A 25,427-nucleotide genomic window follows, 5' to 3' on the forward strand; every position below is an offset into this window, starting at 1 on the left:
TAAAGATGATGCTTCCGGAATGGTTTAAAGATATTATAGAGTTTAACAGGCTGTTGGAAACGGAAGAAATAGAACTGGAGGACGTGGAAAACAGCCTAAGAACTGTCAGGAATAACTGTTTCATTCAGACAGCAGATGAGAACACTATTTCGCTTTATGAAAAACGGCTTGGCTTATCAAGTGGGAGTACTGACCTAGAAGAACGTAGAAAAATGGTGTTTTCCAGATTGAACAGAAAAGTTCCATATTCTATGGAATATTTAAAAAGATTACTTTCTTTATGGGTAGGTGAAGAAAATTACTCCATAGACACTTCCCGTTTTGCAGTTTATGTATTAGGGCTAAATATTAAAGAACAAACACTGACTGTTTTGCATGACATAATCGCAGAGGTAAGGAATTTGGTTCCGGCTCATATGATTTTAGATTTTTATGGTAGATATCAAGGTGATTATGGAGTTCCGGTTTCCAAAAAGAGTGTAATACATTTCCGTATGGCTTTTTATCCCCGTTATAATCTGCCGTATTTGTTTTTGGATAATACGTGGATACTTGACAGGAAACAAAGGCTTAACGGATACAACGCAGAAGAACTTCTAGACTTCTATCCAGTTGGAATAAGGATACAGACAGAGATTTCAGAACCGATTCAGCAGTCAGATAAATTACGCATTTCTACGGGAATCAAAGCACAAGGTATATCTTCTGTGAACGGATTAAAGTCTGGAATAAAGGTAAAAGAAGAAGTTCATACAGCAGAGTGTTTGACAATCATTACCGGAGTTGAAAAACAGATTACATCGGGTCTGCAAGTCATGAACAGAAATGTAGTAGATGGTGACTGGACACTGAATGGCAACCGTAGATTAAATGGCGGTTTATCAATTTTATAAGAGAGGAAGAAAAAAATGGCGGATACAACAAATGGAGTTATAACGGTAACAGGCAGGAAAAAGTTTTGTAAAGCTCATGCAGGAGATATATCGCTCCCGGTTATTACCCATATGGCTTGGGGCGATGGTGGAGTAGATGAAAATGGACAGCCAAAAGCAACAACTGGAAATGAAATTGGGCTTTACAATGAACTAATGAAAAAGCCTATAGAATCCCATTCATATGTAAATGAAGAAGAAACAACTTGCCGATATACAGCAACTTTGGATAAAGGGGAGTTGACCGGAAATGAAATCTCAGAAATGGGGTTGTTTGATTCGGATGGAGACATGATTGCGTATCGGACATTTATGCGTAAAGGCAAGGATGCGGATATTCCGCAAATTTATGATATGGATGAAATATTTTAAGGAGGTTTTGTTATGGCATTTTGTAATGTAAAGAATCCACCTGAATACACCACGGATATTAGAAAGTGGGATAGAGATACGCTGGCGGATGGTCAAGAAATGGCAGTTGAAATAGAACAACTTTTTAATAACACATTTTATAATAAAGCGATTCAGGAACAGCATGAAAAACCCATTGAGGTCAATCTTCCGGAATCTGGCTGGAGTGATATAGTGCCTTACAGTCAAAGGGTTGCAGTGCCAGGAATAAAAGAAACGGACAATCCAATAATTAGCCCCTGTACCCCGAAAAGCCTTGATGCTGCAGCGGTGAAACTTAAAAGAAAAATGGCTGGAATGATAACTGATGGGGAAACTGAAGATGGATATGTAACATTTTATTGTGGAGAGAAAAAACCAACCGAGGACTTTAGTGTATATTTAAGAGGAGTGAGTGCAAATGGGTAAAGTAATCATTGCAGGAGGTGGCGGATCAGGAACCGGATCTGATGAGTGTACAGCCTCAAAAGCAGAGGTATTAAAGGGCTTTAGCGCAATTACTTCTGATTCGGGTGACGAGGTTGCGGAAGGTACATTAGAACTTACCGGAGATGCAGCGGACAGTCAGGTTCTGGAAAAAAAGACCTATTACAATAAAGATGCAAAAATAAAGCGTACAGGAACCATGCCAAACAGAGGAGCGGTAAACCAGGCGCTTAATGCAGGCGTAAGCTACTCTATACCAGCCGGATATCATAACGGCGCAGGAAAAGTAACAGCAAACAGTCTGGCAAGTCAGACACCAGGGAACGCAGATTCCGGTTCTATTCTAAGCGGACGGAGTGCCTGGGTGAATGGCTCTAAGGTAGATGGAGTAATTCCCTGGCAGAATGCAGAGGTAGCTGGTACTGATCGTGCATGGTCGCAGGGGATGTCGAATTGGGCGGGCACGATAAATTTAAAGGTTAGAAACGGTCACTATCTGAATGGAGTTAATTGGATCCAGCAGGACATTCCTAATTATCGTCCAGAAAACATTAAAAGAGGCGTTGATATAGGCGGCATTATTGGTACATGGGAGGGGTATGTTCCTGTAGCGCAGGATTTATATTCTTACGGAAACAATGTTGGTAATTTTCAGACTTATACAGGATCAAATCCAGGGGCTGTTGGTATCCGCTTTGAAAGCGGGATGATCTATCTTAGTGGAACAGCCAGTTCTTATCAAAGATTAGTTAAGCAATTAGACTTGACTGGCATTAATTATGTTAATGTATTATGTGCTCACCCAAACAACACAGGCAGGCTAATTATAGAAATACAAACTTCTATAGGGGGGTCTTATAGCGCCAGACTAGATCAAACGAATATAGGTAGCCAAACCGTTTTATCGCTAAATGTGGCAGCAATACAAGCAATTAGGTATATATCCATTGGCTGCGGGAACTTAGCTTTGTATATATATAGAATATGGACATCGTAGGAGGTTGTTATGAGAATATATGTAAATGAGAATTATGAAATCATTGCCTTGGATGCAGAACTGGAAAATTACTGGCACATGTTTGAGGTTGGGCAAACAAGAGAAGAAATGTTCGGAAATTTATGCGAGGCATGTATTCAAGGGTATAAATATGAACCTCTATATGAATTTCTTTTCAACGAAGACGGAAGTAATGCAAGAGATGAAAAGACGGGGGAATTATTGTACAAGTTAGATGAAAATGGCGAGAGGCTTCTACAAGGATATTCTTGCTACCCTTTTGTAGATTATAAAACTCTTATGTTAATCCAGAAACAATATGAAGACTCCCAAAGACAGGTACAGGCTCTGAACGCCCAAATCGCTTATTTACAGATGTTGTCAGGAGTAGAAACGGAGGTGGATCATGAGTAAGAATTTTGAAAAGGTAAAGAACTTTTACATTGCGGATTTATGGCCCTTAATTTGGGTATGGAATGCAGTAGGTAAATGGATCACGGTGGAAGAGTACCGGGAGATCACGGGAAAAGAATATGAGAAAGAGTGAGGAAAATGAGAATGAAAAATACATTATGCACGGCTGCGGGTGTGGCCGGCAGTTTTATAGCATCTTTATTTGGGGGCTGGGATACAGGAATTGGTACCCTGGTCCTTTTTATGGGAATAGATTTCTTTTCAGGATTGGCAGTTGCCGGAGTCTTTAAGAAAAGTACCAAAACCGAAACAGGAGCTCTGGAATCCAAAGCCGGCTTTAAAGGACTGTGCCGCAAGGGAATGACGCTTTTCTTTGTTTTGATAGCTTACCGGTTAGACTTAGTTATCGGCACCAATTACATAAGGGATGCTGTGATCATTGGTTTCCTGGCTAACGAGCTTATTTCCATCGTGGAGAACGCAGGACTTATGGGGGTACGGCTCCCTTCCGTCCTGGTAAAAGCTATTGATGTTCTAAAAAAGAAAGCGGAAGTAAGAGAGGAGAAGGCATGAAAGAGAAAATTGCAAAACTGATCGATGTAAAATCTATCATGACATTATCCCTGACAGGCGGCTTTATTGCCCTAACCTGTTCGGGGGAGATTGGCGGGGATCAGTTCCTTACCATCTTTACGATCATCGTAGGGTTTTACTTTGGTACACAGTCGATGAAAAAATAACCTGTTGCGATATCGCAACTCACGGGCCTGGGTGATTCCTGGGCCTTTTTCTATTGAAAGGAAAGGTAATACTATGAAACTAACGCTTGTTAAACAGGGAGATTTTTTAGGGACTAAATGTGATTTTTATGTAAATGAATCTGGCGATATCTTTATGAGCAGGACGCAGATCGGATATGCCTTAAAATACGCTGATCCGTCTAATGCAATTAAGAATATACACAATAAATATCCGGACAGGTTTAATAAATGGAGCATTGAAGTAACGGGTGCTCACTTTGAGCCCCCGTTAAAAAATAACAAGAATTCTTCAAAAGTTTATATGTATGAAGAACGCGGCATTTATGAAGTTTGCCGTAGATCAAGGCAGAAGGTCGCAGATGATTTTAACGATTGGACATATGAAGTTATCCAGTCGATTAAGAAGAATGGATATTACATAGCTTCCGAAACAGACAACAAATGGCTTGGCACACGTCAGGAAACAAAGAAGGTCCGGAAGATGGAAACAGATCAGATTAAGCTATTTGTGGAGTATGCCCGGAAGCAGGGAAGCCAGAATGCTGACCGCTATTATGTCCTGTACACGAATCTTATAAATAAACGCTTAGAGATTCCAAGCGGTGGCAGAGATAAAGCCGATCAGGAAACCTTATTGCGGTTGAAATCTCTGGAAACCGTGATAGAGCTGCACCTTGTCACATTGATGAAAGAGGAGCTGCCATATAAAAAAATATACCAAGAAGTTAAGAGATTTATAGAAGCATTGTAGACAGAGCTTAAAGGCTCTTTTTTAGATTGGAGGAAATTATGCAGATCAATAAATTACTTACACCATATAACTTTACCGCAGGTGACATCGAACGAATCAAATATATAGTCATTCATTACGTCGGAGCATTAGGCGGGGCAGAAGCAAACTGTAAATATTATGCTTCACAGTATGTCGGTGCCAGCGCACACTATTATGTGGGCTTCGCAGGTGAAATCTGGCAGTCCGTTGAGGATAAGAACATTGCCTGGCATTGCGGAGCAAAGAAATATGTACATCCTGAATGCAGGAATAGTAACAGCTTAGGTATTGAACTATGCGTGCGGAATAAGGGAAGCCAGGCATCGGATTCCAAGGACTGGTACTTTGAGGACGAAACTGTACAGTCAGCCATTGAACTGACCAAGGTGCTGATGACAAAATACAACGTACCTGCTGATCATGTGATCCGGCATTATGATGTAACGGGGAAGATTTGTCCGAATCCTTATGTCTATAATCACACGCAGCATACCTGGGGGGCTTTTAAGGCTGCGCTGGTAACTCCTGCAGAAAAGAAATCCGGCTGGAAAAAAGAGGACGGCGGCTGGAGATTTTACAATGGAGATACCGGGTTATGTGTACAGAACAAATGGCACCAGGATCCTGACGGTAAGTGGTACTGGTTTGACGGTGCCGGCATGATGGTCACAAACACCTGGTACAAATATAATGGTGACTGGTATTATCTGGGACCAGACGGTGCTATGTGCAAGTCGCAGCTTGTAGAAAATTCCGGAAAGATTTATGCAGTTGATAAAGATGGCAAGATGGTTACGGAGCCGGTGATGCTCACTCCTGATGATGATGGTGCGCTACAGTGGCCGGGGCTGGCAAATTAGTAAATAGAAAAGGCAGGTATCCGGTATTCCGGGCCTGCCTTAATATTACAGATATCTTTTAAGTTCCCACGAATTAGCTCATCTTGAAATCGTAGCCGCCATTGTTCACCAGTTGACCAGAAACCTGACTCCGGAACAGGTAGTGGAATCAGGATTCGGACCATATTACATTGACCATACGACTGGAATCTGGCCCCAGTCAGCCGGAGGAGTTCCTTTCAATGCCAATCAATTTCAATCCAAAGGGGACCCGATTACCGATCTGGTTGAAGATATGGCAGCAGAGCAGAAAGCGCGGACCACTTACGATAATATTTTGCGTGTAATAACCGATCCGGAGATTTGTGATCCGATCCGTTATTTAAGAGAACGCGAAGTCGTTCATTTCCAGAGATTCGGAGAAGCATTACGAATCACCCAGGATAACCTGGACAGCAAGAATTTCTATGCATTCAATCCCAGTTTTGATATCAGAAAACCATGTTAATAACAGCAGGCTGCAGTGCAATTTCATACTGCGGCCTGTTTTTATTCTCTAAATAACCCGCTTTTTCCACAAAAGTTTCCTTTATTCGATTGACGGAGCCTGTTTATACTAGTAAAATAAAAGACAAATAGACAAGAGAATGGGGCATTATTTATGGATAACAGAAATAGCATTTTGACAGACACACTTCCGGATCAGGCTATTTTCGCACTGGATATCGGGACCCGCAGCATCATCGGTATGGTGGGAATGCCGGATGGGGAAAGAATTCATATCGTTGCCATAGAGAGGGCCGAGCATACAAAACGGGCGATGATTGACGGCCAGATCGAGGATATTGACCAGGTGGCCAGGATTGCAGGTCAGGTAAAGGAAAGACTTGAAAAGAAGCTGGGATGCAGGCTTAATAAAGTGTGCGTGGCAGCGGCAGGAAGAGCGCTGCGGACGGAAAGTGTTACCTTTGAGATGGAGCTTTCCAGAGCACAGAAAATTGATGCAGAATCTGTCAGCAGACTGGAAGCCGGGGCAATCAGTGAAGCTGAAAAAATATTTATGAGCCGGGAAGGAAAAGATTCTGACCGGCAGTTTTATCTGGTAGGATATACGGTAAGCAGGTATTATCTGGATAATTATATGATATCCAATCTGGTGGACCATCATGGACGGGTACTGAAAGCGGACATTATAGCGACCTTCCTCCCTACAGAAGTAGTTGAAAGTCTCTATTCCGCCATGCACAAGATTAACCTTGAAGTTGCCAGCCTCACCCTGGAGCCGATTGCTGCTATCAATGCTGCAATCCCTCAAAATATCCGTCTGTTAAATCTTGCCATGGTGGATATCGGTGCAGGAACCTCAGATATCGCTGTGTGCCGGGATGGAAGTGTGACCGGATACACGATGGCCATCCTTGCCGGAGATGAGATTACCGAGTCGATCATGAAAGAGTATCTGGTAGATTTTGATACGGCAGAAAAGATAAAGGCAGAGATTGATGAAGCGGAAGAACTGCATTTTACCGATATTCTGGGATTTGAACAGACCATAACGAGAGAATCCATTTTTGAAAGTATTAAGGAAGCATCCTCACGGCTTTGTGAAGAAATTTCTGCAAAGATCATGGAGATCAACGGAGGAATGCCGTCCGCTGTATTTTTAGCGGGAGGCGGAAGCCGATTGGCCGGATTAAAAGAGGGGATTGTGGAGCATTTAAAGATTGATCCCAAAAGAGTGGCGATCGCAGGCAATAATTTTAAGATCAATGCCTATTCAGAGGAATACGATCTTGAAAATCCGGAATATGCAACGCCTCTTGGAATTGTCATTTCCGCAGGCTTTAACATTGTCAATGACAGCTACCGGATTACCTTAAATGACCGGCCGGCTAAGATATTCCGCAATGGAAGCTTTACGGTAATGGATGTGCTTATGATGAACGGCTATAATTATCAGGATATGATCGGCCGTTCCGGGCAGAATCTGGTGGTGAGCGTCAACGGCAAAAGAACCGTTTTTTATGGTGAAAAGGCAGAGCCGTCTGTATTAAAGCTCAATGGAGAAGAAGCACAGTTATCTGACCCGGTAAATGCAGAAGACTGGATCGTATTCATTCCGGCAAGACACGGAAAGACTGCTTCTGCCAAGTTGTCCGATGTAACATCCCTTGATTCAAACAAGAAGGTGACTGTGAACGGAGAACCGGTAAAAACAGATGTTGTTTTAAAATCCGGGGATCGGATAGAAATAGAAGAATTCGTTAAAGAAGCAGATACTGTTGAGAAAGAAGAAAAAACTTTTTCAGAGGATCGGAACGATGGCCGTAGTGTGACAGGCAGTGTGAACGTTGCTCATACTCCCGTATCAGGGATCCGTTTGGCTCCTGCGGAGATGGGGTCTATGAATATAGCTTCGGGAGTACCGCAGGAGGAAGTGAAAAAAGTACAGGAAGTCAGAGGAGAGATCACTGTTTTTCTTAATGATATTCCGCTGGTTCTTCCGCCGAAGCCAGACAATCAGCCTTATTATCTTATGGATATGCTGGAATATTCAGGTCTGGACTTTAAAAACCTTACAAGACAGGTCATGCTGGAGGTCAATGAAGAAAGCGGCTATTTTCAGCAGGAATTACATAACAGAGACCGTGTAAAGATATATCAGGTTTAATTTCAAAAGGTTTTAATCAATGGAAGATTGATGGAAAAAAGAGACAAAAAACAGTTCTAAGGCTCACATGTCAGGTATAAAAGCATAAGATATATTACAAGCTTGATAATTGAGGAGCATATATCAATGAGTTGTAATAATTGGAATAATTGCGGATGCAGCAATAACAATAACAGCTGTAACACCAGCTGCATAAAAAGCAGCAACACAAATAAATGCAAAAGTGAAGTCAGCGATGCAACCACAGGCAGCGGCAACATGAGTATGTGTTATCGTCAGGGCTATGCAGCTGGTTTCAAGGATGGTTATGAGACCGGTTTCCGTGATGGTTTCTGGTCTGCTACCGGATGTGGAAGAGGCTATAAAGGTTCCGTCATGGGCGATTCTGAATCCAACTGTAACTGCAGGTAACAACCAATCCAAATATGAAGACCTGGTTTCCTTTATGGAGATCAGGTTTTTTATTATACATGAAAGTTCTACGAACTCCCCTGTATAATAAAAAGCCCTCCGGTAGGATCACACTGCGGCGGTGGATTTCATGTCACTGAGGCGAGCTTTTGCAGGCGGAGAATTCCCCAAGCTGGATTCGTTCTTATGATGTTTTACATAAAAAAATATTAGCTAAATAAAAAAGCCATTGTTTGGTAAAAATGTATATTGAAAAAGTATATATGATATGTTAGCATATATACAAGTCATTAAGTTTGTATACAAATATTAATATTTGAATACAAATTAAAACACAGTGATGACGAGATAACTGACCAAAAAACACAGGTAAAGGAGAATGGAATTATGAATAAGGACTACTTAACAAGCCAGTTTTCCCTTGAAGGAAAGGTTGCCTTAGTAACAGGCGCTTCCTATGGTATTGGATTTGCCATTGCAAAATCTCTTGCAGCAGTAGGTGCTACCATCGTTTTTAATGATATCAAACAGGAATTAGTAGATAAGGGGATCGCTTCTTATAAAGAAGAGGGAATCACCGCTCATGGATATGTATGTGATGTTACCAATGAAGACGCTGTGAATGCCATGGTAGCTCAGATTGAAAAAGAAGTTGGTGTGGTTGACATTCTGGTAAACAACGCTGGTATTATCAAACGTGTACCTATGATCGAAATGTCAGCAGCAGATTTCAGACAGGTGATTGATGTTGATTTGAATGCACCATTTATCGTAGCAAAAGCAGTTATCCCTTCAATGATCAAAAAGGGTCACGGAAAGATCATTAACATCTGCTCCATGATGTCTGAGCTTGGCCGTGAGACTGTATCTGCTTATGCAGCAGCAAAGGGCGGACTTAAGATGCTGACCAAGAACATTGCATCTGAATATGGTGAATTTAACATTCAGTGTAACGGTATTGGACCTGGCTACATTGCAACTCCTCAGACAGCTCCGCTTCGTGAGCTTCAGGCAGACGGCTCCAGACATCCATTTGACCAGTTCATCATCGCTAAGACTCCTGCAGGACGCTGGGGAGAGGCTGAGGATCTGGCAGGCCCGGCAGTATTCCTTTCTTCCGACGCTTCTAACTTTGTAAATGGACACATTCTGTACGTTGACGGCGGCATCTTAGCCTACATTGGCAAACAGCCGCAGTAATTTGTCAGATATTAACATGAAATAAGACTTTCGCAGTGGGATTTCATGAGAAAACTATGGCCATGATGTCTGCCGCCTGGCGGACTTCATGGCGTATTTTTTAATTTCACAGGAAATGTTTATAATATAGAAGACGGAGAGTGTTCCATGGAAGGAAAAACCAAAACCTATAAAAACCGTGGCGAGCTGGTGTTTGAGACTCTGAAACAGGAGATTTTGGACCTGGAATTAAAGCCTGGACAGATGATAAGCGAAAATGAGATATGTGAGCGTTTCGGCGTATCCCGCACTCCGGTCAGGGATGCTCTAAGAAGTCTGCAGGAACAGGGATTTGTCATTTCAGTGCCATATTCCGGTACCCAGGTGACTCTGCTGAATCTGGATAATATCAAGCAGATGATCTATATGCGGGTTGCTGTTGAAACCATGGTCATGAGAGACTTTTTGGATATTGTGACGCCTATGTGGATCGAAGAAGTGCGTTATCTGATACGCAAGCAGCAGGCTCTGATACAGGAAAAGGGATTTGAACCGGAACAGTTCTACCGTATAGATGCTGAGATGCATGCCATTTGGTTTCGGGCTACCGGAAAAAGGAAGCTTTGGGATATGTTACAGGCCCAACAGTTACATTATACAAGATTCCGTATGCTTGATTTTGTAACTGAAACAGATTTTACCAGAATCATAAGAGAACACACGGAGCTGTTTGAACTTTTGGAGAAAAAGGACATTGCAGGACTGGAACAGTCTCTCAGAGAACATCTGTATTATAGCATGAAGAGAATGAAGTATCAGATTGAAGTAGAATACAAAGACTATTTTGAACAGGAAGAGCAGGAGGATATCTAATGGCTGCGGTATCAATAGCTGTAAAAGGAAAAGATGGAAAAGAGAAAGCCCTGGCATCAGGAGAAAATCAGGCAATCCTTGTATTTGAAGGGGAATATGAAGAGGGAGATATTATCGTTGTTGGAACTGATAAGACACACATGCATTATGTAGTACGAATCGATGACTGTATGGATGAAGCTTTGGTCTATGTCACCAGACAGGAAGTGATTTATCCCATTCCATTTGGCGAGAAAAAAGTTTCTTATAATCCCAAAGCATTTATTGGAGATAAACATTATCTGACTATTCGGACTGCATCGGAACATGAGACGGCTGCTTATCGGAATCTTGCAAAGAATGTTATGGATCAGCATGGAGACCCGGGCTGCTATCCCCATGCCTTTGCCAATGTTGAAACAAGAGGAGAAGCAGTATTTGCAGCCCGCAATGCCATTGACGGTGTTCTGGCAAGCGAATCCCATGGGAATTGGCCTTATGAGTCATGGGGAATCAACCAGCAGGATGATGCAGAGCTGACGCTTGAATTTGGCCGCCCTGTGGACTTTGACCAGCTGGTACTTTATACTCGTTCCGATTTTCCTCATGACAACTGGTGGGTAAAAGCAACGTTTTCATTTTCAGATGGTACATCTGAAGTAGTCACTATGACTAAAAGTGTAAAGCCACATGTATTCTCTATAAAGCGTAGGAATATTACCTGGGTAAAATTAAGTGATCTGATAAAAGCAGACGATCCTTCCCCTTTTCCTGCTCTGACTCAGATTGAAGTTTATGGAAAAGATTCAGAATAAATAATGGAGAAAAACTTCTTTTCCTTTTGTGAATATTCGGGTAAAATAGGGGCAGAGAGAAAATTATCACATAAGGAGGAAGCGGATGGAATTTTTGTTTTTAGAGCCTGTATTTAAAGAGGCCATCTGGGGAGGCACCAGACTGCGGGATGTATTTGGCTATGAGATACCAGGGGATACAACGGGAGAGTGCTGGGCAATCAGCGCACATAAGAACGGAGAATGCCGCATTGCAGGGGGGAAATACGACGGAAAACTGCTAAGCAGCCTGTGGAAAGAAAATCCGGAGCTTTTTGGACATTATCCGGGTGATCAGTTTCCGCTTTTGATTAAGATTATTGATGCGAAAAATGATTTGAGCATTCAGGTCCATCCGGATGACGCTTATGCCGGAACTCATGAGAATGGCTCCCTTGGTAAAACAGAATGCTGGTATATTCTGGACTGCGAACCGGATACGGAGATCGTGATCGGGCATCACGCAAAGAATAAGAAAGAAATGGAATCTATGATAAGGGAACGCAGATGGGAAGAATTTATTCGTACCGTCCCCATTAAAAAAGGAGATTTCTTTCAGATTGATCCGGGCTGTGTTCATGCCATTAAGGGCGGAACCATGATTTTAGAAACCCAGCAGAGCAGTGATATCACTTACCGTGTATATGATTATGACCGTTTATCTGATGGAAAGCCAAGGCAGCTTCATGTAGAGCAGAGCATTGATACCATTAAGGCGCCATTTGAGCCCAATGAGAGCCGGCCGGTTACGGAAAAGGTTCCGGGTGCGGTGCATACTCATTTTGTGACCTGTAACTATTATACAGTGGACAAGTATGATATCGATGGTGTTTTTTCTGTGGAATTTAACAAGTATTTCACCAATGTGAGTGTGATAAGCGGAAAGGGTTCCGTTAATGGGATTCCCCTGGAAGCAGGGCAGCATTTTATCGTTCCGTCAGAGAGCGGAGAGTGCAGATTTGAAGGAACGATGTCAATCATTTGTTCTAATCCGGAATAAGGCAGGAGGAAAGATATGAGACTTGGGGCGTTAGAAGCAGGCGGAACGAAGATGGTGTGCGCCATCGGCAATGAACACGGAGAAATATTCGACCGGGTTTCCATACCAACGGAAACACCGGAGCTTACCATGCCAAAACTGATTTCTTATTTTGCAGATAAGGAGATCGAAGCACTTGGAATTGGTTGCTTTGGTCCCATTGATTTGAATAGAAGTTCAAAGACTTACGGCTTCATTACCACCACTCCAAAGCTTGCGTGGAAAAACTATAATATTACAGGTGTTTTGAAAGAGGCACTGCGTATACCGGTAGGATTCGATACGGATGTTAATGGCTCCGCACTTGGAGAGGCTACCTGGGGGATTACCAAAGGGCTTGAAAACAGTATGTATATTACCATTGGCACCGGTGTGGGGGCAGGAGTTATAACAAACGGAAAGCTCCTTCACGGTATGCTTCATCCGGAAGGAGGCCATCTTCTTCTGGCAAGACATCCAAAAGATGCGTTTGAGGGAACCTGCCCGTATCATAAAACCTGTCTGGAAGGGCTTGCAGCAGGTCCTGCCATCGAAGCCCGCTGGGGAAAGAAGGGATTTGAACTGGCAGACCGCAGAGAGGTCTGGGAATTGGAAGCTTATTACATTGCCCAGGCCCTGGTGGATTATATTATGATTCTGTCCCCTCAAAGAATCGTTCTGGGCGGCGGCGTGATGCATCAGGAGCATTTGCTCCCTCTTATAAGAGAAGAGGTAAAGCGGCAGCTGGCCGGATATATTGATACGGCTGAACTGGATCATATGGAACAATATATCGTTCTTCCCAGTCTCAATGACAATCAGGGTATCATGGGAGCTTTAAAACTTGGACTTGACGAATATCAACTGGAAAAGATAGGGTAATTGCCATTTTTCTCCTAATGTAATTCCATTTTCTGTATGCTAATATAAGTTTGTAACAGAAATGTAATTATTATGTAACAAATAAGGAGGATATTCCCATGAAAAAGTTCCCAGTACTTCTTTTAGCGGCAGCGACCGCACTTACCGTTGCAGGTGTTCCTATGACAGCACAGGCAGCAACCTGTTCCAGATCATATTCAAACGGTTATACATCAAACTGCTTTAGACAGTCTGGAAACCTTAATAACCTGTTGAACTGCAATGGCTACAAGAGCAGCTGCGTCAAAGGAAATAACAATTCCAAAAGCAGCTGTTTCAATGGTAAGACAACCTATACCGTTAATTCCAGGCAGTGCAATTCTCTTTCCAGTTTTTGGCGGTAAATTTAATAACAAATTTTAACAGGCCGAACGGTGATCGTTCGGCCTGTTTCCGGGAAAATCATTTCCCTTCGTTTACGATCTGTTCCAGTACCTGAATCAAATCGTATATGGTGTTAATCTGAACATTCCGCCCCAGGATCTCATTTTTTAAATCGATGGAGAGAGTTTCAAATTTTGCCTGAACGGCAGGAGCTATATAGGACATGGTCATCACCTCATATTTATAGTGCGCATCCGAAAATGGATTATGCATTCTAAATCTATTTTCACATAAAAACTTTCTATGGCTGGCATACTATGGGTGAGGTGATAAAAATGGAAAAAAACCGATTGGAAAATCAATATGAGAAAAAAGACCATGAAGTATTGCATAACAGCGTGAAGGAAACAGGTGATACGGTCAATCAGAATCAAAGCCATAATTCCCGCAGGGAGGGGATGGGACCAAACACCAAGAGAAGATCAGACTGAATAAACAAGTGGGTGGAAGCCAGGATGCGTTGGCTTTCACCCACTTATCGTTTCATACTTATGACCGGGCAGTATACAAAACCACTTATCAGGAAGATTGATAGAAGGAAACGCGCATAGAATGAGTTGTTTATCTTTAGTAAGGCAGTTTTGCGGCGGTTTTGCGCGGTCAGAATATCAATCTTCCCTGCTTGATAAGTTGTTTTGTAATAATAGTATATGTCAAATGCTTGTTTGTGTGAACAAGCTGAATCCTGTCCGGAATGCAGGGGAAAATGCTTCGTTATTATAAACATAATTATTCTTTTTCAGAAGATACAATATGTAAAGAAGGTTTTTCTTCAATATCTAAAAGACCAAGTTCGGAAAGAATGGAAATCGTTGCTATAGTAGCCAGCTCAACGGAAACACTGACAGAAGCGGCTGTAACACAACCGATCAATGCTGCAGTATCCTGATTGATTTCCATGTGTTTGTAAGAACTTTCGGATACCACAGAACTCACTTTTTCTATCACGTATTCCATATTTTGATTGATTACTTTTGTGGTTATGTCTTTGGTCAAATCATTAAGTTTTGCCATACTGATCAACTCCTTTTTTTAAAACCGGCCACGGGGGAATGTTAAAATAATAGAATTTATATAATCTGTTCATCTTTTGGGCTTTTATTAATGATAAAAAAGAGTGTTCGCCCTAGCCATAATATACCAAAAACGGTGAGGAAAGTCTACTGTAAAAAATATAGTTGCTCAGCCATAAATTAGATACGGTTAAATTTAAAAAAAAACTTAAAGATGAAAGATAACCACTTTATAAAACAAAGAGGTGAAGAGGTTCATGGGAGCGGAAATACAGACAATAATGAAGCTAGTAAATAAGCATGTTTAAATTTTCGCCTGAGTACCCTCATCCTGCTTACTATTTCTTGATGGTTTCTTTCATATTTAATTGCAGGTAAGGTAGCTGCATGTAACTGTATAATCCCGAACGGTTCTATTATAAAGGGAGGGATTTGAAACTGAAAGAGCAATGGAATACACCGAAAAAAGTACAAAAACAAAAAACGCAAATTTTCACATTTACAGTAATTTGCGTTTTTTGATATCGGACATGAAAAAATTTTAAAGATTATCCTGTAAGACTGGTTCAGATGTTTTTGTTTTCTGAGTCATGCCCCATGGATAATTGAGCGGCGCATAGGTGGAAGAGATTTTCAGAGGCTGATTGCCAATATTAACAATATTATGCCATGTGCCGGCTGGTACAAAGATGACGTAATTGGGAAAAGCAAGATATTGATCATACAACGAGAATTTGTGTTCACCCAGTTGGATTAATCCAACTCCCTCCTCGATACGTATGAGTTGGTCGTGGTCAGGATGCACCTCCATACCAATAAGTTCATTAACAGGAATGTTCATTAGTGTCACCTGCAGCTGGGTACCTGTCCATAGAACAGAACGGTAATTATCATTTTGCTGTGCTGCTTTTTGAAGATCAATCAGCAATGGATTTGGTCCATAATCATATGGGAAGGTGGGAGTATTTTCTGGAATATCAAAGTCGTCAATACCAGGCATGTGATTATTCCCCTTGAATATTATTTTATATTAATATATGTGGTGCAGCAAAGGCTGTTGTTAAAGGAATAATAAATATGTCTTTTACTGAGAAAAGTGCTATGAAAAACTTTTGTGCTTTAAAAGTGGTTTTTTATTATGAAGCAGGTTCATGTATTGCAAAAAATAAGGGTTTTTGATTTAGTAAAACGGGTAGTGATGAAGCTGCAAGGTTAATCTTTTAAAACCAGCAGAAGGAAGATTAAATGAAAAGCAAAGGAGATAAATAATGTCTTTTACACTATTATGTATACTTTTTATTGTGTTAGCAGCAATCGTGGCTGTTATTGTAGCAATTACGAAAAAATAAATTTCAAAAGGCGGTCATCCAGGTCACATGGTTGATACTTAAATTGACAGTTATCCACAATAATGTGGAAATAATTGTGGATTGTTTGTTAGTGTCTGAAAATATGACATAAATCTCCAAATTATTACGGTATGTGATTGCTTTTATGCCAGGCAGACAGCAATGAGGACAAAATAAAACAAAAAACCCCGGCATATACAGGGAATCCTTGTATATACCAGGGTCTTTAAAAGATGGAGACAACAGGATTCGAACCTGCGACCTTCTACACGTCAAGCAGATGCTCTCCCAGCTGAGCTATATCTCCATATATGAATTGTAACTGAAAAAGCAGAAAAAGGCAAGAACATTCTGCTTTTGAAATAGAATAAAAAAATACTGAAAAAACGTGTTATTATACGTTCCTCCAGCATTAATCCGGTCTGTTATCAATCGGAGTAACAGGATTTGAACCTGCGACCTCTCGGCCCCCAGCCGAGCGCGCTACCAAGCTACGCCATACTCCGTCTTGCTGACACTATGACATTATAGCAGAAAGTTTTGGATTGGTAAAGTATATTTCTTGAAAAATTTTCAAAATTAAGCTATGATGGTAAAGACATGATAAATTTAAATTAGAAAAAAGGTGAAAATAGATGAAGCCAATCGTAAGCTTTGATGTAGACATGACGTTGCTTGACCATAAAGACTGGAAAATTCCGTCCAGTGCCATGGAGACCATCGAACGGCTGCGGGAAAATTATACCATAGTAATAGCTACGGGCAGAGATATGGATTCCCTTTTCAGTACAGCTATTCGTGATCAGGTAAGACCTGATGCCATCATTCATCTCAATGGGACAAAGGTGACCGTGGGAGATAAGATCATTTATGAACACACCTTTGATAAAAATCTATTAAAACAGATTTTAAAATATGCTGAAAACACCCCATATAGTGTGGGAACGACTGTGGGAGATTGGGATTACTATATTCACCCGGAAAATGTAAGAGCTCATGATATTGAACTTTGGGGCGAATGCGGCAGACGCTTTGATGATCCTTACAAACTTCTGGACCTGGAAGTGAGGACCATGGCTTATATGGGCGATGAAGCCGGTGCCAAAGCCATGGAAGAGGAGTTCCCGGATATCCATGTCCATATGTTTGCCGATAAAAAGGGTGCAGATGTAGTGGAACGGAAAGCATCTAAGGCAGTAGGTCTGTTAAGACTGTGTGAGTATTTTAAGATACCATTATCCGAAACCTATGCATTTGGAGACAGCATGAATGACTACGATATCATAAAAGCGGCAGGAAAAGGGATTGCCATGGGAAATGCAATGGAAGAACTGAAAAAAGCTGCGGATTATGTGACCGACCCCATCGATCAGGACGGCATAAAAAAAGCCTGCCTGCATTTGGGACTGATCCGGTAAACCTGGCGGAAGGTGCTGCTATGCAATCAATGAAGACCAAAGGAGATAACAGAATGATTAAAGAAAGATTGGAACAACTCAGACAGTTAATGGCTGAGTATCATATGGATGCATACATGATTCCGACTTCAGATTTTCATGAGTCTGAATATGTAGGTGATTATTTTAAATGCAGGGAATTTATTACCGGTTTTACCGGTTCTGCGGGTACGGCTGTGATTACAAAGGAGGAAGCGGGACTCTGGACAGACGGCCGTTATTTTGTTCAGGCGGCAAAGCAGCTTGACGGAACAGGTATTACCCTGCGCAAGATGGGGCAGCCGGGAGTACCAACGATTGAAGAATACTTAGATGAAGTTCTTCCAGAGGGCGGTTGTCTCGGCTTTGACGGTCGTGTGGTGAACGGCCAGACCGGAAAGGAATTAGAAGAATTACTGGGAGATAAAAATGTAACGCTTGCTTATGATAAAGATCTTGTGGCAGAGATCTGGAAGAATCGCCCCGATCTTTCCGCACAGCCGGTTTGGATTTTAAAAGAAAACTTTGCAGGAAAGTCTTCTTCTGATAAAATCAAAGAGCTGCGAAATAAAATGAAAAAAGAAAAAGCTACAGTCCATGTTCTTACCACACTGGACGATATCGCCTGGCTTTTGAATATCAGAGGCAATGACGTGGAATGCAATCCGGTGGTTCTCTCTTATGCACTGATCACTCTGGACAGCTTCCATTTATATATTAATGAACAGGTATTAAACGAAGAAGTAAAAACCTATCTAAAAGATCTTGGGGTTACTGTATGTCCTTATAATGACATTTATAAGTCGGTTGCCCTTTTAAACGATCAGAAGGTTCTTATAGAAACAGCCAAAGCCAATTATGCGGTTGTAAAAGGAATTGACAGTACCAACCGGATCATTGATAAGATGAATCCAACCGCACTTGCCAAAGCCGTAAAGAATCCGGTAGAAGTGGAAAATATGAAGAAGGCCCACATAAAAGACGGAATTGCCATGGTGAAATTTATTTACTGGCTGAAACATCATGTGGGAAAAGAAGTTATAACAGAAGTCAGCGCGCAGGAGCATCTGGATCATCTGCGTTCTGAGCAGGAAGGAAACCTGGGGGTAAGCTTTGATACGATTTCCGCTTATGGACCTAATGCGGCCATGTGCCACTACAAAGCGACCGCTGAAAATGATACTGCATTGGAACCGAAAGGTCTGTATCTGGTGGATTCCGGCGGTCAGTATTATGAAGGAACCACAGATGTGACCAGAACCATCGCAGTAGGCCCGCTGACTGATGAGGAACGGGAGCATTTCACCCTGACAGTTATGAGTATGCTTCGTCTGGGGGCAGTGAAGTTTTTGTATGGCTGCCGTGGTCTGACCCTGGATTATGTGGCAAGAGAACCATTCTGGAGCCGCGGAATTAATTTTGATCATGGAACCGGCCATGGCGTGGGATATTTGTTAAATGTCCATGAACGTCCCAATGGAATCCGGTGGCGTATGGTTCCCGAGCGTCAGGACAGCTGTATTTTAGAAGAAGGCATGATTACTTCGGATGAACCGGGTGTTTACATCGAAGGCAGTCATGGTGTCAGAACTGAAAATCTGATTGTTTGCAAAAAATCGGAAGAGAATGAATATGGACAGTTTATGGAATTTGAATTTCTGACAATGGTTCCTATTGATTTGGAGGCTCTTGACAAATCCATTATGACCGATGAAGACATAAAACTTTTGAATAATTATCACAAGGAAGTTTATGAAAAGTTATCTCCATATTTTTCAGGAGATGAAGCCTTGTGGCTGAAAGAAAATACAAGAGCCATATAATGAAGAAATCTTTTTTTGGACTTTTGTGCCGGAGCACAGTCGCTTTAACAGCTATACTTTTAGGGCATAGAGTGTGAATCTTTTCCAATGGGGATCGTCTGGGATAAACTTTTTTTATAGGATAACAATCAAAAGGGTGCCGGACCATAGTGTTTATGGTTCGGCACCCTTTTGATCGTTCGCCTTTTTTCTAAGCAGAAGCAGTATGGGAAATACTGCTTCTATGTCTTCCGTGGTCAAGTCTTTCAGCAAAGCATTGGCCTCTCTTAGAAGAGGCTGTTCTTTTTTTTCCGTATTAAAAAATTCTATGGGAGTAATTTCAAGATAATCGCAGATTTCAAAAAACTGTTTCATAGAAGGCATTGACCGTCCGGAAGAGATACCCTGAATATAGCTTTTATTTTTTCCTAAATCCAGGCTCATCTGATATTCGGAAATATCTTTTTTCAGGCGAAGCTCTGTAATTCGATTCCTGACAAACTGTTCATCCAACATTCTCACCTCTTGGTTTATCATAAAGGATATTTTATATAAACATTACGTATTATATGCGTAATAATGACAGAAAAACAAGTTGCATATACGTTTAAAAAGCGTTATCATGTAGGGTATATGAGTGAAAAAGATGCATAACGAGGTATTCTGACAGATACAGGGGGACGTATCATGATTGGAAGTTCAGGAAAGGAAATAAATGGGCGGAGCACCGCAGATGTGTCTCAATCTGTCCATTACAGTGAGTCGGATCAGCTATATAGAAATATAAGTCTTTTTGCGGATACAGTGTTATTTGAATATTCCTGTCTGAATGGACAAATGCAACTGTCTTCCAATGCAAAAGATCAGCTGGATTTGGTGGCATTTGAACATTTTTTGGAAAAACACAGGAGTAATGCTCCCAAGGCTGGAGAAATTCAGTCTTTTGAGATATGTCTTGGAAAGGCGGGAGAGCCATACCAGTGGTGCAGCTGCAAGCTTTGTGCAAAATGGGAAGAGAAAGCAAATATCCCCATAAGTCTTATCGGGAAACTTCATGATATCAGTGGCTTAAAATTAAGAGAACAGCAGCTTCTGCTTCGATCCGTCAAGGATGGGCTGACTGGGGTATATAATAAAACTGCATTTGAATACCGGGTAGAGGAACGACTAAAAGGTGGACGTAAAGGCTGGATGTGCATGATAGACATCGACAATTTTAAGGAAATCAATGACAGTTTGGGACATCTGGCAGGAGACCGTATTTTGGAACAGATCGGTGCAGTACTCTGTCAGGTATTTCCCGAACCCGATCTGACCGGAAGGGCAGGGGGCGATGAATTTGTGGTGTTTACTTCCGGCGGCCGTGTTCATCAGCGCGCAAAAGAGCTTTTGAAGCAGGTAGAGCTGCTTGTGCCGGAGAGAAAAGGGCGTTTATCGGTCAGTATTGGCATTGTAACCTGTACGGGGAAGAAAAGAGAGGCCTATCAGGACCTATTCTTCCAAGCAGACAGAGCCATGTACCGTGCAAAGGATGCCGGTAAGAACCGGATTGCATTTTTTCATAATAATGTATGGATTATGACTTGAAGAATAAAGATATGAAATTAGTAATAAGCAAACCAAGACAGAAAGAAAAACGCTGACTTGCTTTGCTTATTTTGTATTTTTAGTTTCTATTGGAATTTTAAGAGAAATTACTTTACCTGCTCACAGGGCAAATCAACCAAGGTAAATCTATGGTCAACGGCTGGCAATAATTTATCCACCAGGTCTGAGGTTTTAAACTTCAGACTTGAAGTATTTATACAGGGATGACAGGCGAAATATTCCTGGGACAGTACCTCCCGGTCGATCAGTAAACGGACCCGGTGGTCTTTATCATTCATAAGGCCCATAACAGATACAGAGCCAGGGGTAATGTCCAAAAACTGTTCCATGAACTCGGGAGCAGCAAAGGAAAGCCTGGAAGACCCGATCTGTTTGGAAAGGGCGGCGGTACGGAATTTTTTATTACCGGGAAGCAGGAGCAGGTAGAAATCTGTTTTTTGTGCATTGCAGAGAAAAAGATTTTTGCAAACATCGGTTTCTAAGAGAATATCCACTTCCCGGCAGGCTTCAATCGTAGGAAGGGCAGAATGATCCAGCCGCTGATAAGGAATTCCCAGCTTGTCCAACAGATCATAGGTCCGTATTTCTTTTTCCAGCCTCCCCTTTAAATCAGAAGGGCGTCCGTCATAAAGAGTCGTGTCCAGATAAAATGGATCGCAAAGATCCGCCATGATGCCACACATCCTTTCGTCTTTTAGAATTTATTATATCTGAGCATAGAAAAAATGCAACCTTTTTTCGCAGACAGGCGGATTTTGATGGTTTTATAGGGAAGAATGTATTATAATAGTCATATATACAGGAACAGACCAATGCCCGGCGTAAGATCAGGAAGAAACCTGATTTTGCTGAAAAACCGGGATTTTATTTTGTGTAAAAAGGAAAGAGAAAAGGTGGAAAGTATTTATGATAGATAACAGACTGAAAAAGGAACGGTTTCGTAAGGACGTAATGGAAAAAGGGGAAAAAATAAAGCGGGTGAAGAACGGAGACAGGAATAGTGGTAAGAGTACGGAGAAGAGTGGAGACAAGAGCAGGGGAAAGGATTTTGAAAACAAACGGGGAGAAAGAGGCGACGGAAATAGAAAAAAGAGTGTAGAAAAGAGCTGGGAAAAGAGCGCGTTCAAAGATAGTGACAGGGGAGAAGAAAAGAAATGGGCAAAGAGCGGGGACAAGGGTAGAGGTAAGAGTGTAGAGAATAAATGGGAAAAAGGTGGAGATAGGAATAAAGGTAAGAATTTAGAAAAAAAATGGAGGGAACAGGGAGATAGGAGTAAGGCAAACTCTAAAGAAAAGGTTACGGAAGGCAATAAAGATAATTTTAGGGATTCCAGTAAATATGGCGGTAAAGAACAGAAAAAGGATTACAAAAACAAAGATAGATCATATGGGAAAGGAGGATATGAGAGAAAAAATAGTATTTGCCCGGTTTTCCAAAAGTGTGGAGGCTGTCAGCTTTTGGATATGCCATATGAGAAGCAGCTTGAGCAGAAACAGAAACAGTTGGCTGATCTGCTGAAGCCTTATTGCCATATAGAACCAATCATTGGAATGAAAAATCCTTATTATTATCGAAATAAGGTACATGCTGTGTTTGATTTTGAAAAGGGAAATCCCATATCTGGTGTTTATGAAGCTAATTCCCATCGTGTTGTTCCGGTAGAAAAATGTATGATCGAAGATCAGAAGTCAGATGAAATTATCGGTACCATAAGAGGTATGCTAAAATCTTTTAAGATTCGCACCTATAATGAAGACACTGGATATGGATTGCTTCGCCATGTACTGGTCCGACGTGGGTTTGCTACCGGGGAAATCATGGTTGTTCTTGTGACAGCATCACCGGTATTTCCTTCAAAGAACAATTTTGTTAAAGCATTAAGAGAAAAGCATCCGGAAATCACTACAGTAATTCAGAATGTCAATAACCGGGACACCAGCATGATTTTGGGAGATAAAGAGCATGTACTGTATGGAAAAGGGTTTATTGAAGATGTCTTATGCGGGTACCGTTTCCGAATATCTTCCAAATCGTTTTATCAGATAAATCCGGTTCAAACGGAAGTTCTATATAAAAAGGCCATTGAAGCAGCGGGGCTTACAGGAAATGAGCGGGTGATTGATGCTTATTGCGGAATTGGTACCATTGGAATTGTTGCCAGCAGTTTTGCAAAAGAAGTGATCGGAGTAGAACTGAATCGGGATGCTGTTCGCGATGCCGTGGAAAATGCAAAGATAAATAAAGTTAAAAATGCCAGATTTTTCTGCAATGATGCGGGAAAATTCATGGTGAATATGGCGGAAAATGGAGAACACGTTGATGTGGTATTCATGGATCCGCCGAGAAGTGGAAGCACAGAGGAATTTATTGAATCAGTGGCGAAACTCAAACCTGAGAAGGTTGTCTATGTTTCCTGCGGACCTGAAACCCTTGCCAGGGATCTGGAGTATTTTAGGAAGATGGGGTATGAGGCGAGGAAAGGTTGGGGGGTGGATTTGTTTCCGAATACGGGGCATACAGAAACAATTGTCAAATTGTGTCGAAAATAAGGAGGGCGTATTGAACATTGAATTTAGCATACCAATTTTAATTGAACTAACAGATTTGGAGGAAAGTGCTAAGCTTTGCAATAGTTATGGTTTTAAATTATTAGTGCTAATCTCTTAAAGAAAAAGTGTTAGGGCGTAAAATATATAAATTTTAGAATGAACTATGACAGATATTATATATTGAAGAGGCAAAAAAATATGATATATTTTGAATGGAGGCTCTAAGGATGAAAGGCGAACAAAAAGAAATACTAAATGCCAATAAAATGTTATCGCCTAATTCGCAGGCTATCAACACTAAATTTCGCAGATTTATTCTTGCAGGAATGATAATATATACAGTCTTAGTTTTGTACTTCATGTTCTTAGGGTTTAATAGGACAGGCGATAAAATTGATTATAATATTTATACATTTATATTTGTCCCGGATAGGGTTCCACTAAGGTTTCCAAAACTGACGATGTCATGGTTATTCGATTTTGGAAACATTGCTGCTTTTATTCCATTTGGTATTATAATTCCATTGCTGTATCGAATCTGTTTTAAAAAGTTTATCCCGTTATTTATATTAGTGATTACCTTTTTAGAAGTGCTTCAGTCTTTAACTTTCCTGGGTACGTTTGATGTGATGGATATTATATCGAATACATTGGGTGCAATCATAGGATTTGTTGCCTATAAGGTAGCGTTTACCACAGGGATTACCTTTAAAAAGTTTACTACTTTAGCAGCAACTATTCTTATATTATTTCTTGGGATTATGACTGTTTCTGAAGCAATTGATTATGGTGTACATGTAAATGAAACAATAGGACCTATTCAAGCAATAAACGAAATAAGTGCAGATGCACCAGTAAGCGAAAAAATTTCGTCTTTCACGGTGCAAGGTGAAAAAATAGATCCTACGTTAAATTTATATAGCAGTAGGGATGAGAAAAGTAAAGAGTATCTATTTAATGTAGGCAAGGAAAATCCGTGGATCTATGCCAATATTGGTATTCCTGACGGGGTAGAATATAAAGGCTCAGTTACGATTATGGTCAACGGGGAAGAGCTGTTTTTATTCAGTGATAAAGATGAAGGTAAAAATACGTTTAAAGTGAAAACGTTTTATAATGCAAAATTAAAAGATTTGAAAATAATAGTCACTGGAAACGCTAGAGTATGGGATGTTGGAATCGCAGAAATAAAGCATTGGTGGCAGTAACTGCAATGAGCGCAATTAGCTACGAAGATTTCGAAGAGTTCAGTGATGAGCTAAGGAAACTGTAAGTACCTTTGTTGAGAGATAGTTTGTTATATATGATTCAGAACGGTATCGTTTTTCTATAAGTAATAGTCAATCTATTGTTTACGCCAAGGACAAAGTGCGTCTTTCAGGAATCCATATTACAGCATCAACACATGTTGAAACTGTTTGCTTACTAACCCGTGTAAAATAAGGATTTAAGCGGTTTTTAATACTGACAACGGTAGGCGGTGACAACCATTTGATAACCCTTTTTTGAGATGTTGTCAAATAGAAGCCGCCTTTTCAAATATATCTACGCTTCTGGAAGCCATTGTATCAGTTGCGTGGGTATAAGTCTGCAGGGTAGTGCTTATATTGGAGTGACCTAGGCGAGCTTGTACATCTTTTATATCGGCTCCGTTTTCAACTAACATTGTGGCGTGGGTATGCCGTAGGGAATGGTAGTCGAATGCAAGTTGCAATTCGTTATGGATTACACGGCTGCAGTAGAGAGTGTAATTTATTTTGTGTAAACCCATTGGATTAATGAAAAAATATCTGTTAAATGAATTTTAGATTTTGTGACTGTATTGTTGCACATGGAGAACAGGCTGTC

Annotated in this window: 30 protein-coding genes, 2 tRNA genes and 1 pseudogene; 25 read left to right on the forward strand and 8 right to left on the reverse strand. The window is 41.1% G+C overall.

Annotation, left to right across the window (positions count from 1 at the left end; translation table 11 throughout):
• Nucleotides 1-5 precede the first annotated feature (5 nt).
• From ACLTWA_RS10265 to ACLTWA_RS10355, 19 genes and pseudogenes are all read left to right on the forward strand, one after another.
• A complete protein-coding gene (locus ACLTWA_RS10265) occupies nt 6-893 on the forward strand; it encodes a putative phage tail protein (protein ID WP_412327609.1) in 888 nt (295 codons plus the stop codon).
• Nucleotides 894-908: 15 nt separating this feature from the next.
• The gene (locus tag ACLTWA_RS10270; protein ID WP_412327610.1) at nt 909-1,304 is read left to right on the forward strand and encodes a phage tail protein; all 396 of its coding nucleotides are present in this window, start codon (nt 909-911) and stop codon (nt 1,302-1,304) included.
• 12 nt (nt 1,305-1,316) lie between these two features.
• Complete coding sequence (locus tag ACLTWA_RS10275) at nt 1,317-1,751, forward strand: hypothetical protein (RefSeq protein ID WP_412327611.1); 435 nt, start codon at nt 1,317-1,319, stop codon at nt 1,749-1,751.
• Nucleotides 1,744-2,766, forward strand: a complete 1,023-nt coding sequence (locus ACLTWA_RS10280) for a hypothetical protein (protein WP_412327612.1) — start codon at nt 1,744-1,746, stop codon at nt 2,764-2,766. The genes ACLTWA_RS10275 and ACLTWA_RS10280 overlap by 8 nt, the downstream gene beginning before the upstream one ends.
• A gap of 9 nt (nt 2,767-2,775) precedes the next feature.
• Entirely contained in the window at nt 2,776-3,180 is a 405-nt protein-coding gene (locus ACLTWA_RS10285; protein WP_412327613.1) for a hypothetical protein, read from the forward strand.
• Nucleotides 3,173-3,313, forward strand: a complete 141-nt coding sequence (locus ACLTWA_RS10290; protein WP_412327614.1) for an XkdX family protein — start codon at nt 3,173-3,175, stop codon at nt 3,311-3,313. Before ACLTWA_RS10285 ends, ACLTWA_RS10290 begins: the two co-directional genes overlap by 8 nt.
• 11 nt (nt 3,314-3,324) lie before the next feature.
• Nucleotides 3,325-3,753 (forward strand): holin family protein, encoded by a 429-nt coding sequence (locus ACLTWA_RS10295; RefSeq protein ID WP_412327615.1) that lies wholly within the window; start codon nt 3,325-3,327, stop codon nt 3,751-3,753.
• Nucleotides 3,750-3,920 (forward strand): hypothetical protein, encoded by a 171-nt coding sequence (locus ACLTWA_RS10300; RefSeq protein WP_412327616.1) that lies wholly within the window; start codon nt 3,750-3,752, stop codon nt 3,918-3,920. The genes ACLTWA_RS10295 and ACLTWA_RS10300 overlap by 4 nt, the downstream gene beginning before the upstream one ends.
• 73 nt (nt 3,921-3,993) lie before the next feature.
• Nucleotides 3,994-4,692, forward strand: coding sequence for a BRO family protein (locus ACLTWA_RS10305; RefSeq protein ID WP_412327617.1), 699 nt, complete (start codon nt 3,994-3,996; stop codon nt 4,690-4,692).
• A 38-nt stretch (nt 4,693-4,730) separates the two neighbouring features.
• Nucleotides 4,731-5,573 carry an N-acetylmuramoyl-L-alanine amidase gene (locus ACLTWA_RS10310; protein WP_412327618.1) on the forward strand — a complete coding sequence of 281 codons (843 nt, stop codon included), beginning with the start codon at nt 4,731-4,733 and terminating at the stop codon, nt 5,571-5,573.
• Nucleotides 5,574-5,631: 58 nt separating this feature from the next.
• Nucleotides 5,632-6,060: pseudogene (locus ACLTWA_RS10315) on the forward strand (manganese catalase family protein); the annotation flags it as partial.
• A 153-nt stretch (nt 6,061-6,213) separates the two neighbouring features.
• On the forward strand, nt 6,214-8,223 hold the full coding sequence (gene pilM, locus ACLTWA_RS10320) for a pilus assembly protein PilM (protein WP_412327619.1): 2,010 nt from the start codon (nt 6,214-6,216) through the stop codon (nt 8,221-8,223).
• Nucleotides 8,224-8,349: 126 nt separating this feature from the next.
• Nucleotides 8,350-8,634: a hypothetical protein gene (locus ACLTWA_RS10325; RefSeq protein ID WP_412327620.1), complete on the forward strand. Its 285-nt coding sequence runs from the start codon at nt 8,350-8,352 to the stop codon at nt 8,632-8,634.
• A 387-nt stretch (nt 8,635-9,021) separates the two neighbouring features.
• Nucleotides 9,022-9,834, forward strand: coding sequence for a gluconate 5-dehydrogenase (locus ACLTWA_RS10330; protein WP_412327621.1), 813 nt, complete (start codon nt 9,022-9,024; stop codon nt 9,832-9,834).
• A 147-nt stretch (nt 9,835-9,981) separates the two neighbouring features.
• Complete coding sequence (locus ACLTWA_RS10335; RefSeq protein WP_412327622.1) at nt 9,982-10,686, forward strand: GntR family transcriptional regulator; 705 nt, start codon at nt 9,982-9,984, stop codon at nt 10,684-10,686.
• Entirely contained in the window at nt 10,686-11,480 is a 795-nt protein-coding gene (locus tag ACLTWA_RS10340; protein WP_412327623.1) for a carbohydrate-binding protein, read from the forward strand. Before ACLTWA_RS10335 ends, ACLTWA_RS10340 begins: the two co-directional genes overlap by 1 nt.
• A gap of 85 nt (nt 11,481-11,565) precedes the next feature.
• Nucleotides 11,566-12,498, forward strand: a complete 933-nt coding sequence (locus ACLTWA_RS10345) for a type I phosphomannose isomerase catalytic subunit (RefSeq protein WP_412327624.1) — start codon at nt 11,566-11,568, stop codon at nt 12,496-12,498.
• A gap of 15 nt (nt 12,499-12,513) precedes the next feature.
• A complete protein-coding gene (locus ACLTWA_RS10350) occupies nt 12,514-13,398 on the forward strand; it encodes an ROK family protein (RefSeq protein ID WP_412327625.1) in 885 nt (294 codons plus the stop codon).
• A gap of 98 nt (nt 13,399-13,496) precedes the next feature.
• Nucleotides 13,497-13,781 (forward strand): hypothetical protein, encoded by a 285-nt coding sequence (locus tag ACLTWA_RS10355; protein WP_412327626.1) that lies wholly within the window; start codon nt 13,497-13,499, stop codon nt 13,779-13,781.
• A gap of 58 nt (nt 13,782-13,839) precedes the next feature.
• Here the strand turns inward: ACLTWA_RS10355 and ACLTWA_RS10360 are convergent, their stop codons facing one another.
• Nucleotides 13,840-13,986, reverse strand: a complete 147-nt coding sequence (locus ACLTWA_RS10360) for a hypothetical protein (RefSeq protein ID WP_412327627.1) — start codon at nt 13,984-13,986, stop codon at nt 13,840-13,842.
• 110 nt (nt 13,987-14,096) lie between these two features.
• Between ACLTWA_RS10360 and ACLTWA_RS10365 the strand changes: the two genes are divergently transcribed.
• On the forward strand, nt 14,097-14,252 hold the full coding sequence (locus ACLTWA_RS10365; protein ID WP_412327628.1) for a hypothetical protein: 156 nt from the start codon (nt 14,097-14,099) through the stop codon (nt 14,250-14,252).
• Between the two features lie 298 nt (nt 14,253-14,550).
• Here the strand turns inward: ACLTWA_RS10365 and ACLTWA_RS10370 are convergent, their stop codons facing one another.
• The 4 genes from ACLTWA_RS10370 to ACLTWA_RS10385 form a co-directional block, all read right to left on the reverse strand.
• On the reverse strand, nt 14,551-14,835 hold the full coding sequence (locus tag ACLTWA_RS10370; protein WP_412327629.1) for a hypothetical protein: 285 nt from the start codon (nt 14,833-14,835) through the stop codon (nt 14,551-14,553).
• A gap of 540 nt (nt 14,836-15,375) precedes the next feature.
• Complete coding sequence (locus ACLTWA_RS10375; RefSeq protein ID WP_412327630.1) at nt 15,376-15,834, reverse strand: cupin domain-containing protein; 459 nt, start codon at nt 15,832-15,834, stop codon at nt 15,376-15,378.
• Nucleotides 15,835-16,417: 583 nt separating this feature from the next.
• A tRNA-Val gene (locus ACLTWA_RS10380) sits at nt 16,418-16,490 on the reverse strand.
• 125 nt (nt 16,491-16,615) lie between these two features.
• Nucleotides 16,616-16,689, reverse strand: a tRNA-Pro gene (locus tag ACLTWA_RS10385).
• A gap of 129 nt (nt 16,690-16,818) precedes the next feature.
• Between ACLTWA_RS10385 and ACLTWA_RS10390 the strand changes: the two genes are divergently transcribed.
• Both ACLTWA_RS10390 and ACLTWA_RS10395 read left to right on the forward strand, forming a co-directional pair.
• Nucleotides 16,819-17,601, forward strand: coding sequence for a Cof-type HAD-IIB family hydrolase (locus ACLTWA_RS10390; RefSeq protein ID WP_412327631.1), 783 nt, complete (start codon nt 16,819-16,821; stop codon nt 17,599-17,601).
• Between the two features lie 53 nt (nt 17,602-17,654).
• The gene (locus ACLTWA_RS10395; RefSeq protein ID WP_412327632.1) at nt 17,655-19,442 is read left to right on the forward strand and encodes an aminopeptidase P family protein; all 1,788 of its coding nucleotides are present in this window, start codon (nt 17,655-17,657) and stop codon (nt 19,440-19,442) included.
• 153 nt (nt 19,443-19,595) lie between these two features.
• Here the strand turns inward: ACLTWA_RS10395 and ACLTWA_RS10400 are convergent, their stop codons facing one another.
• Entirely contained in the window at nt 19,596-19,934 is a 339-nt protein-coding gene (locus tag ACLTWA_RS10400; protein WP_412328119.1) for a helix-turn-helix transcriptional regulator, read from the reverse strand.
• 174 nt (nt 19,935-20,108) lie between these two features.
• Here ACLTWA_RS10400 and ACLTWA_RS10405 point away from each other — a divergent pair, with 174 nt between their 5' ends.
• Nucleotides 20,109-21,008, forward strand: coding sequence for a GGDEF domain-containing protein (locus tag ACLTWA_RS10405; protein ID WP_412327633.1), 900 nt, complete (start codon nt 20,109-20,111; stop codon nt 21,006-21,008).
• Nucleotides 21,009-21,115: 107 nt separating this feature from the next.
• On the opposite strand, the gene ACLTWA_RS10410 is transcribed toward ACLTWA_RS10405, so the two are convergent.
• A complete protein-coding gene (locus ACLTWA_RS10410) occupies nt 21,116-21,700 on the reverse strand; it encodes a prolyl-tRNA synthetase associated domain-containing protein (protein ID WP_412327634.1) in 585 nt (194 codons plus the stop codon).
• A 235-nt stretch (nt 21,701-21,935) separates the two neighbouring features.
• Between ACLTWA_RS10410 and rlmD the strand changes: the two genes are divergently transcribed.
• Together rlmD and ACLTWA_RS10420 are read left to right on the forward strand one after the other, a co-directional pair.
• The gene (rlmD, locus tag ACLTWA_RS10415; protein WP_412327635.1) at nt 21,936-23,579 is read left to right on the forward strand and encodes a 23S rRNA (uracil(1939)-C(5))-methyltransferase RlmD; all 1,644 of its coding nucleotides are present in this window, start codon (nt 21,936-21,938) and stop codon (nt 23,577-23,579) included.
• A gap of 227 nt (nt 23,580-23,806) precedes the next feature.
• Nucleotides 23,807-24,787 carry a VanZ family protein gene (locus ACLTWA_RS10420; protein ID WP_412327636.1) on the forward strand — a complete coding sequence of 327 codons (981 nt, stop codon included), beginning with the start codon at nt 23,807-23,809 and terminating at the stop codon, nt 24,785-24,787.
• Nucleotides 24,788-25,095: 308 nt separating this feature from the next.
• Here ACLTWA_RS10420 and ACLTWA_RS10425 read toward each other — a convergent pair whose 3' ends face one another.
• Entirely contained in the window at nt 25,096-25,350 is a 255-nt protein-coding gene (locus ACLTWA_RS10425; RefSeq protein WP_412327637.1) for a tyrosine-type recombinase/integrase, read from the reverse strand.
• Nucleotides 25,351-25,427 lie beyond the last annotated feature (77 nt).

The organism is Lacrimispora sp. (genome assembly GCF_046972725.1).
Lineage (GTDB): Bacteria > Bacillota > Clostridia > Lachnospirales > Lachnospiraceae > Lacrimispora.

Coding starts and splice junctions, on each gene's coding strand:
- ACLTWA_RS10340 (WP_412327623.1), top strand. CDS start 10,686: ATGGCTGCGGTATCAATAGCTGTAAAAGGAAAAGATGGAAAAGAGAAA.
- ACLTWA_RS10390 (WP_412327631.1), top strand. CDS start 16,819: ATGAAGCCAATCGTAAGCTTTGATGTAGACATGACGTTGCTTGACCAT.
- ACLTWA_RS10300 (WP_412327616.1), top strand. CDS start 3,750: ATGAAAGAGAAAATTGCAAAACTGATCGATGTAAAATCTATCATGACA.
- ACLTWA_RS10345 (WP_412327624.1), top strand. CDS start 11,566: ATGGAATTTTTGTTTTTAGAGCCTGTATTTAAAGAGGCCATCTGGGGA.
- ACLTWA_RS10285 (WP_412327613.1), top strand. CDS start 2,776: ATGAGAATATATGTAAATGAGAATTATGAAATCATTGCCTTGGATGCA.
- ACLTWA_RS10405 (WP_412327633.1), top strand. CDS start 20,109: ATGATTGGAAGTTCAGGAAAGGAAATAAATGGGCGGAGCACCGCAGAT.
- ACLTWA_RS10270 (WP_412327610.1), top strand. CDS start 909: ATGGCGGATACAACAAATGGAGTTATAACGGTAACAGGCAGGAAAAAG.
- ACLTWA_RS10325 (WP_412327620.1), top strand. CDS start 8,350: ATGAGTTGTAATAATTGGAATAATTGCGGATGCAGCAATAACAATAAC.
- ACLTWA_RS10295 (WP_412327615.1), top strand. CDS start 3,325: ATGAAAAATACATTATGCACGGCTGCGGGTGTGGCCGGCAGTTTTATA.
- ACLTWA_RS10395 (WP_412327632.1), top strand. CDS start 17,655: ATGATTAAAGAAAGATTGGAACAACTCAGACAGTTAATGGCTGAGTAT.
- ACLTWA_RS10330 (WP_412327621.1), top strand. CDS start 9,022: ATGAATAAGGACTACTTAACAAGCCAGTTTTCCCTTGAAGGAAAGGTT.
- ACLTWA_RS10375 (WP_412327630.1), bottom strand. CDS start 15,834: ATGCCTGGTATTGACGACTTTGATATTCCAGAAAATACTCCCACCTTC.
- ACLTWA_RS10355 (WP_412327626.1), top strand. CDS start 13,497: ATGAAAAAGTTCCCAGTACTTCTTTTAGCGGCAGCGACCGCACTTACC.
- rlmD (WP_412327635.1), top strand. CDS start 21,936: ATGATAGATAACAGACTGAAAAAGGAACGGTTTCGTAAGGACGTAATG.
- ACLTWA_RS10290 (WP_412327614.1), top strand. CDS start 3,173: ATGAGTAAGAATTTTGAAAAGGTAAAGAACTTTTACATTGCGGATTTA.
- ACLTWA_RS10360 (WP_412327627.1), bottom strand. CDS start 13,986: ATGTCCTATATAGCTCCTGCCGTTCAGGCAAAATTTGAAACTCTCTCC.
- ACLTWA_RS10280 (WP_412327612.1), top strand. CDS start 1,744: ATGGGTAAAGTAATCATTGCAGGAGGTGGCGGATCAGGAACCGGATCT.
- ACLTWA_RS10370 (WP_412327629.1), bottom strand. CDS start 14,835: ATGGCAAAACTTAATGATTTGACCAAAGACATAACCACAAAAGTAATC.
- pilM (WP_412327619.1), top strand. CDS start 6,214: ATGGATAACAGAAATAGCATTTTGACAGACACACTTCCGGATCAGGCT.
- ACLTWA_RS10310 (WP_412327618.1), top strand. CDS start 4,731: ATGCAGATCAATAAATTACTTACACCATATAACTTTACCGCAGGTGAC.
- ACLTWA_RS10275 (WP_412327611.1), top strand. CDS start 1,317: ATGGCATTTTGTAATGTAAAGAATCCACCTGAATACACCACGGATATT.
- ACLTWA_RS10420 (WP_412327636.1), top strand. CDS start 23,807: ATGAAAGGCGAACAAAAAGAAATACTAAATGCCAATAAAATGTTATCG.
- ACLTWA_RS10265 (WP_412327609.1), top strand. CDS start 6: ATGATGCTTCCGGAATGGTTTAAAGATATTATAGAGTTTAACAGGCTG.
- ACLTWA_RS10425 (WP_412327637.1), bottom strand. CDS start 25,350: ATGGGTTTACACAAAATAAATTACACTCTCTACTGCAGCCGTGTAATC.
- ACLTWA_RS10410 (WP_412327634.1), bottom strand. CDS start 21,700: ATGGCGGATCTTTGCGATCCATTTTATCTGGACACGACTCTTTATGAC.
- ACLTWA_RS10365 (WP_412327628.1), top strand. CDS start 14,097: ATGGAAAAAAACCGATTGGAAAATCAATATGAGAAAAAAGACCATGAA.
- ACLTWA_RS10305 (WP_412327617.1), top strand. CDS start 3,994: ATGAAACTAACGCTTGTTAAACAGGGAGATTTTTTAGGGACTAAATGT.
- ACLTWA_RS10350 (WP_412327625.1), top strand. CDS start 12,514: ATGAGACTTGGGGCGTTAGAAGCAGGCGGAACGAAGATGGTGTGCGCC.
- ACLTWA_RS10335 (WP_412327622.1), top strand. CDS start 9,982: ATGGAAGGAAAAACCAAAACCTATAAAAACCGTGGCGAGCTGGTGTTT.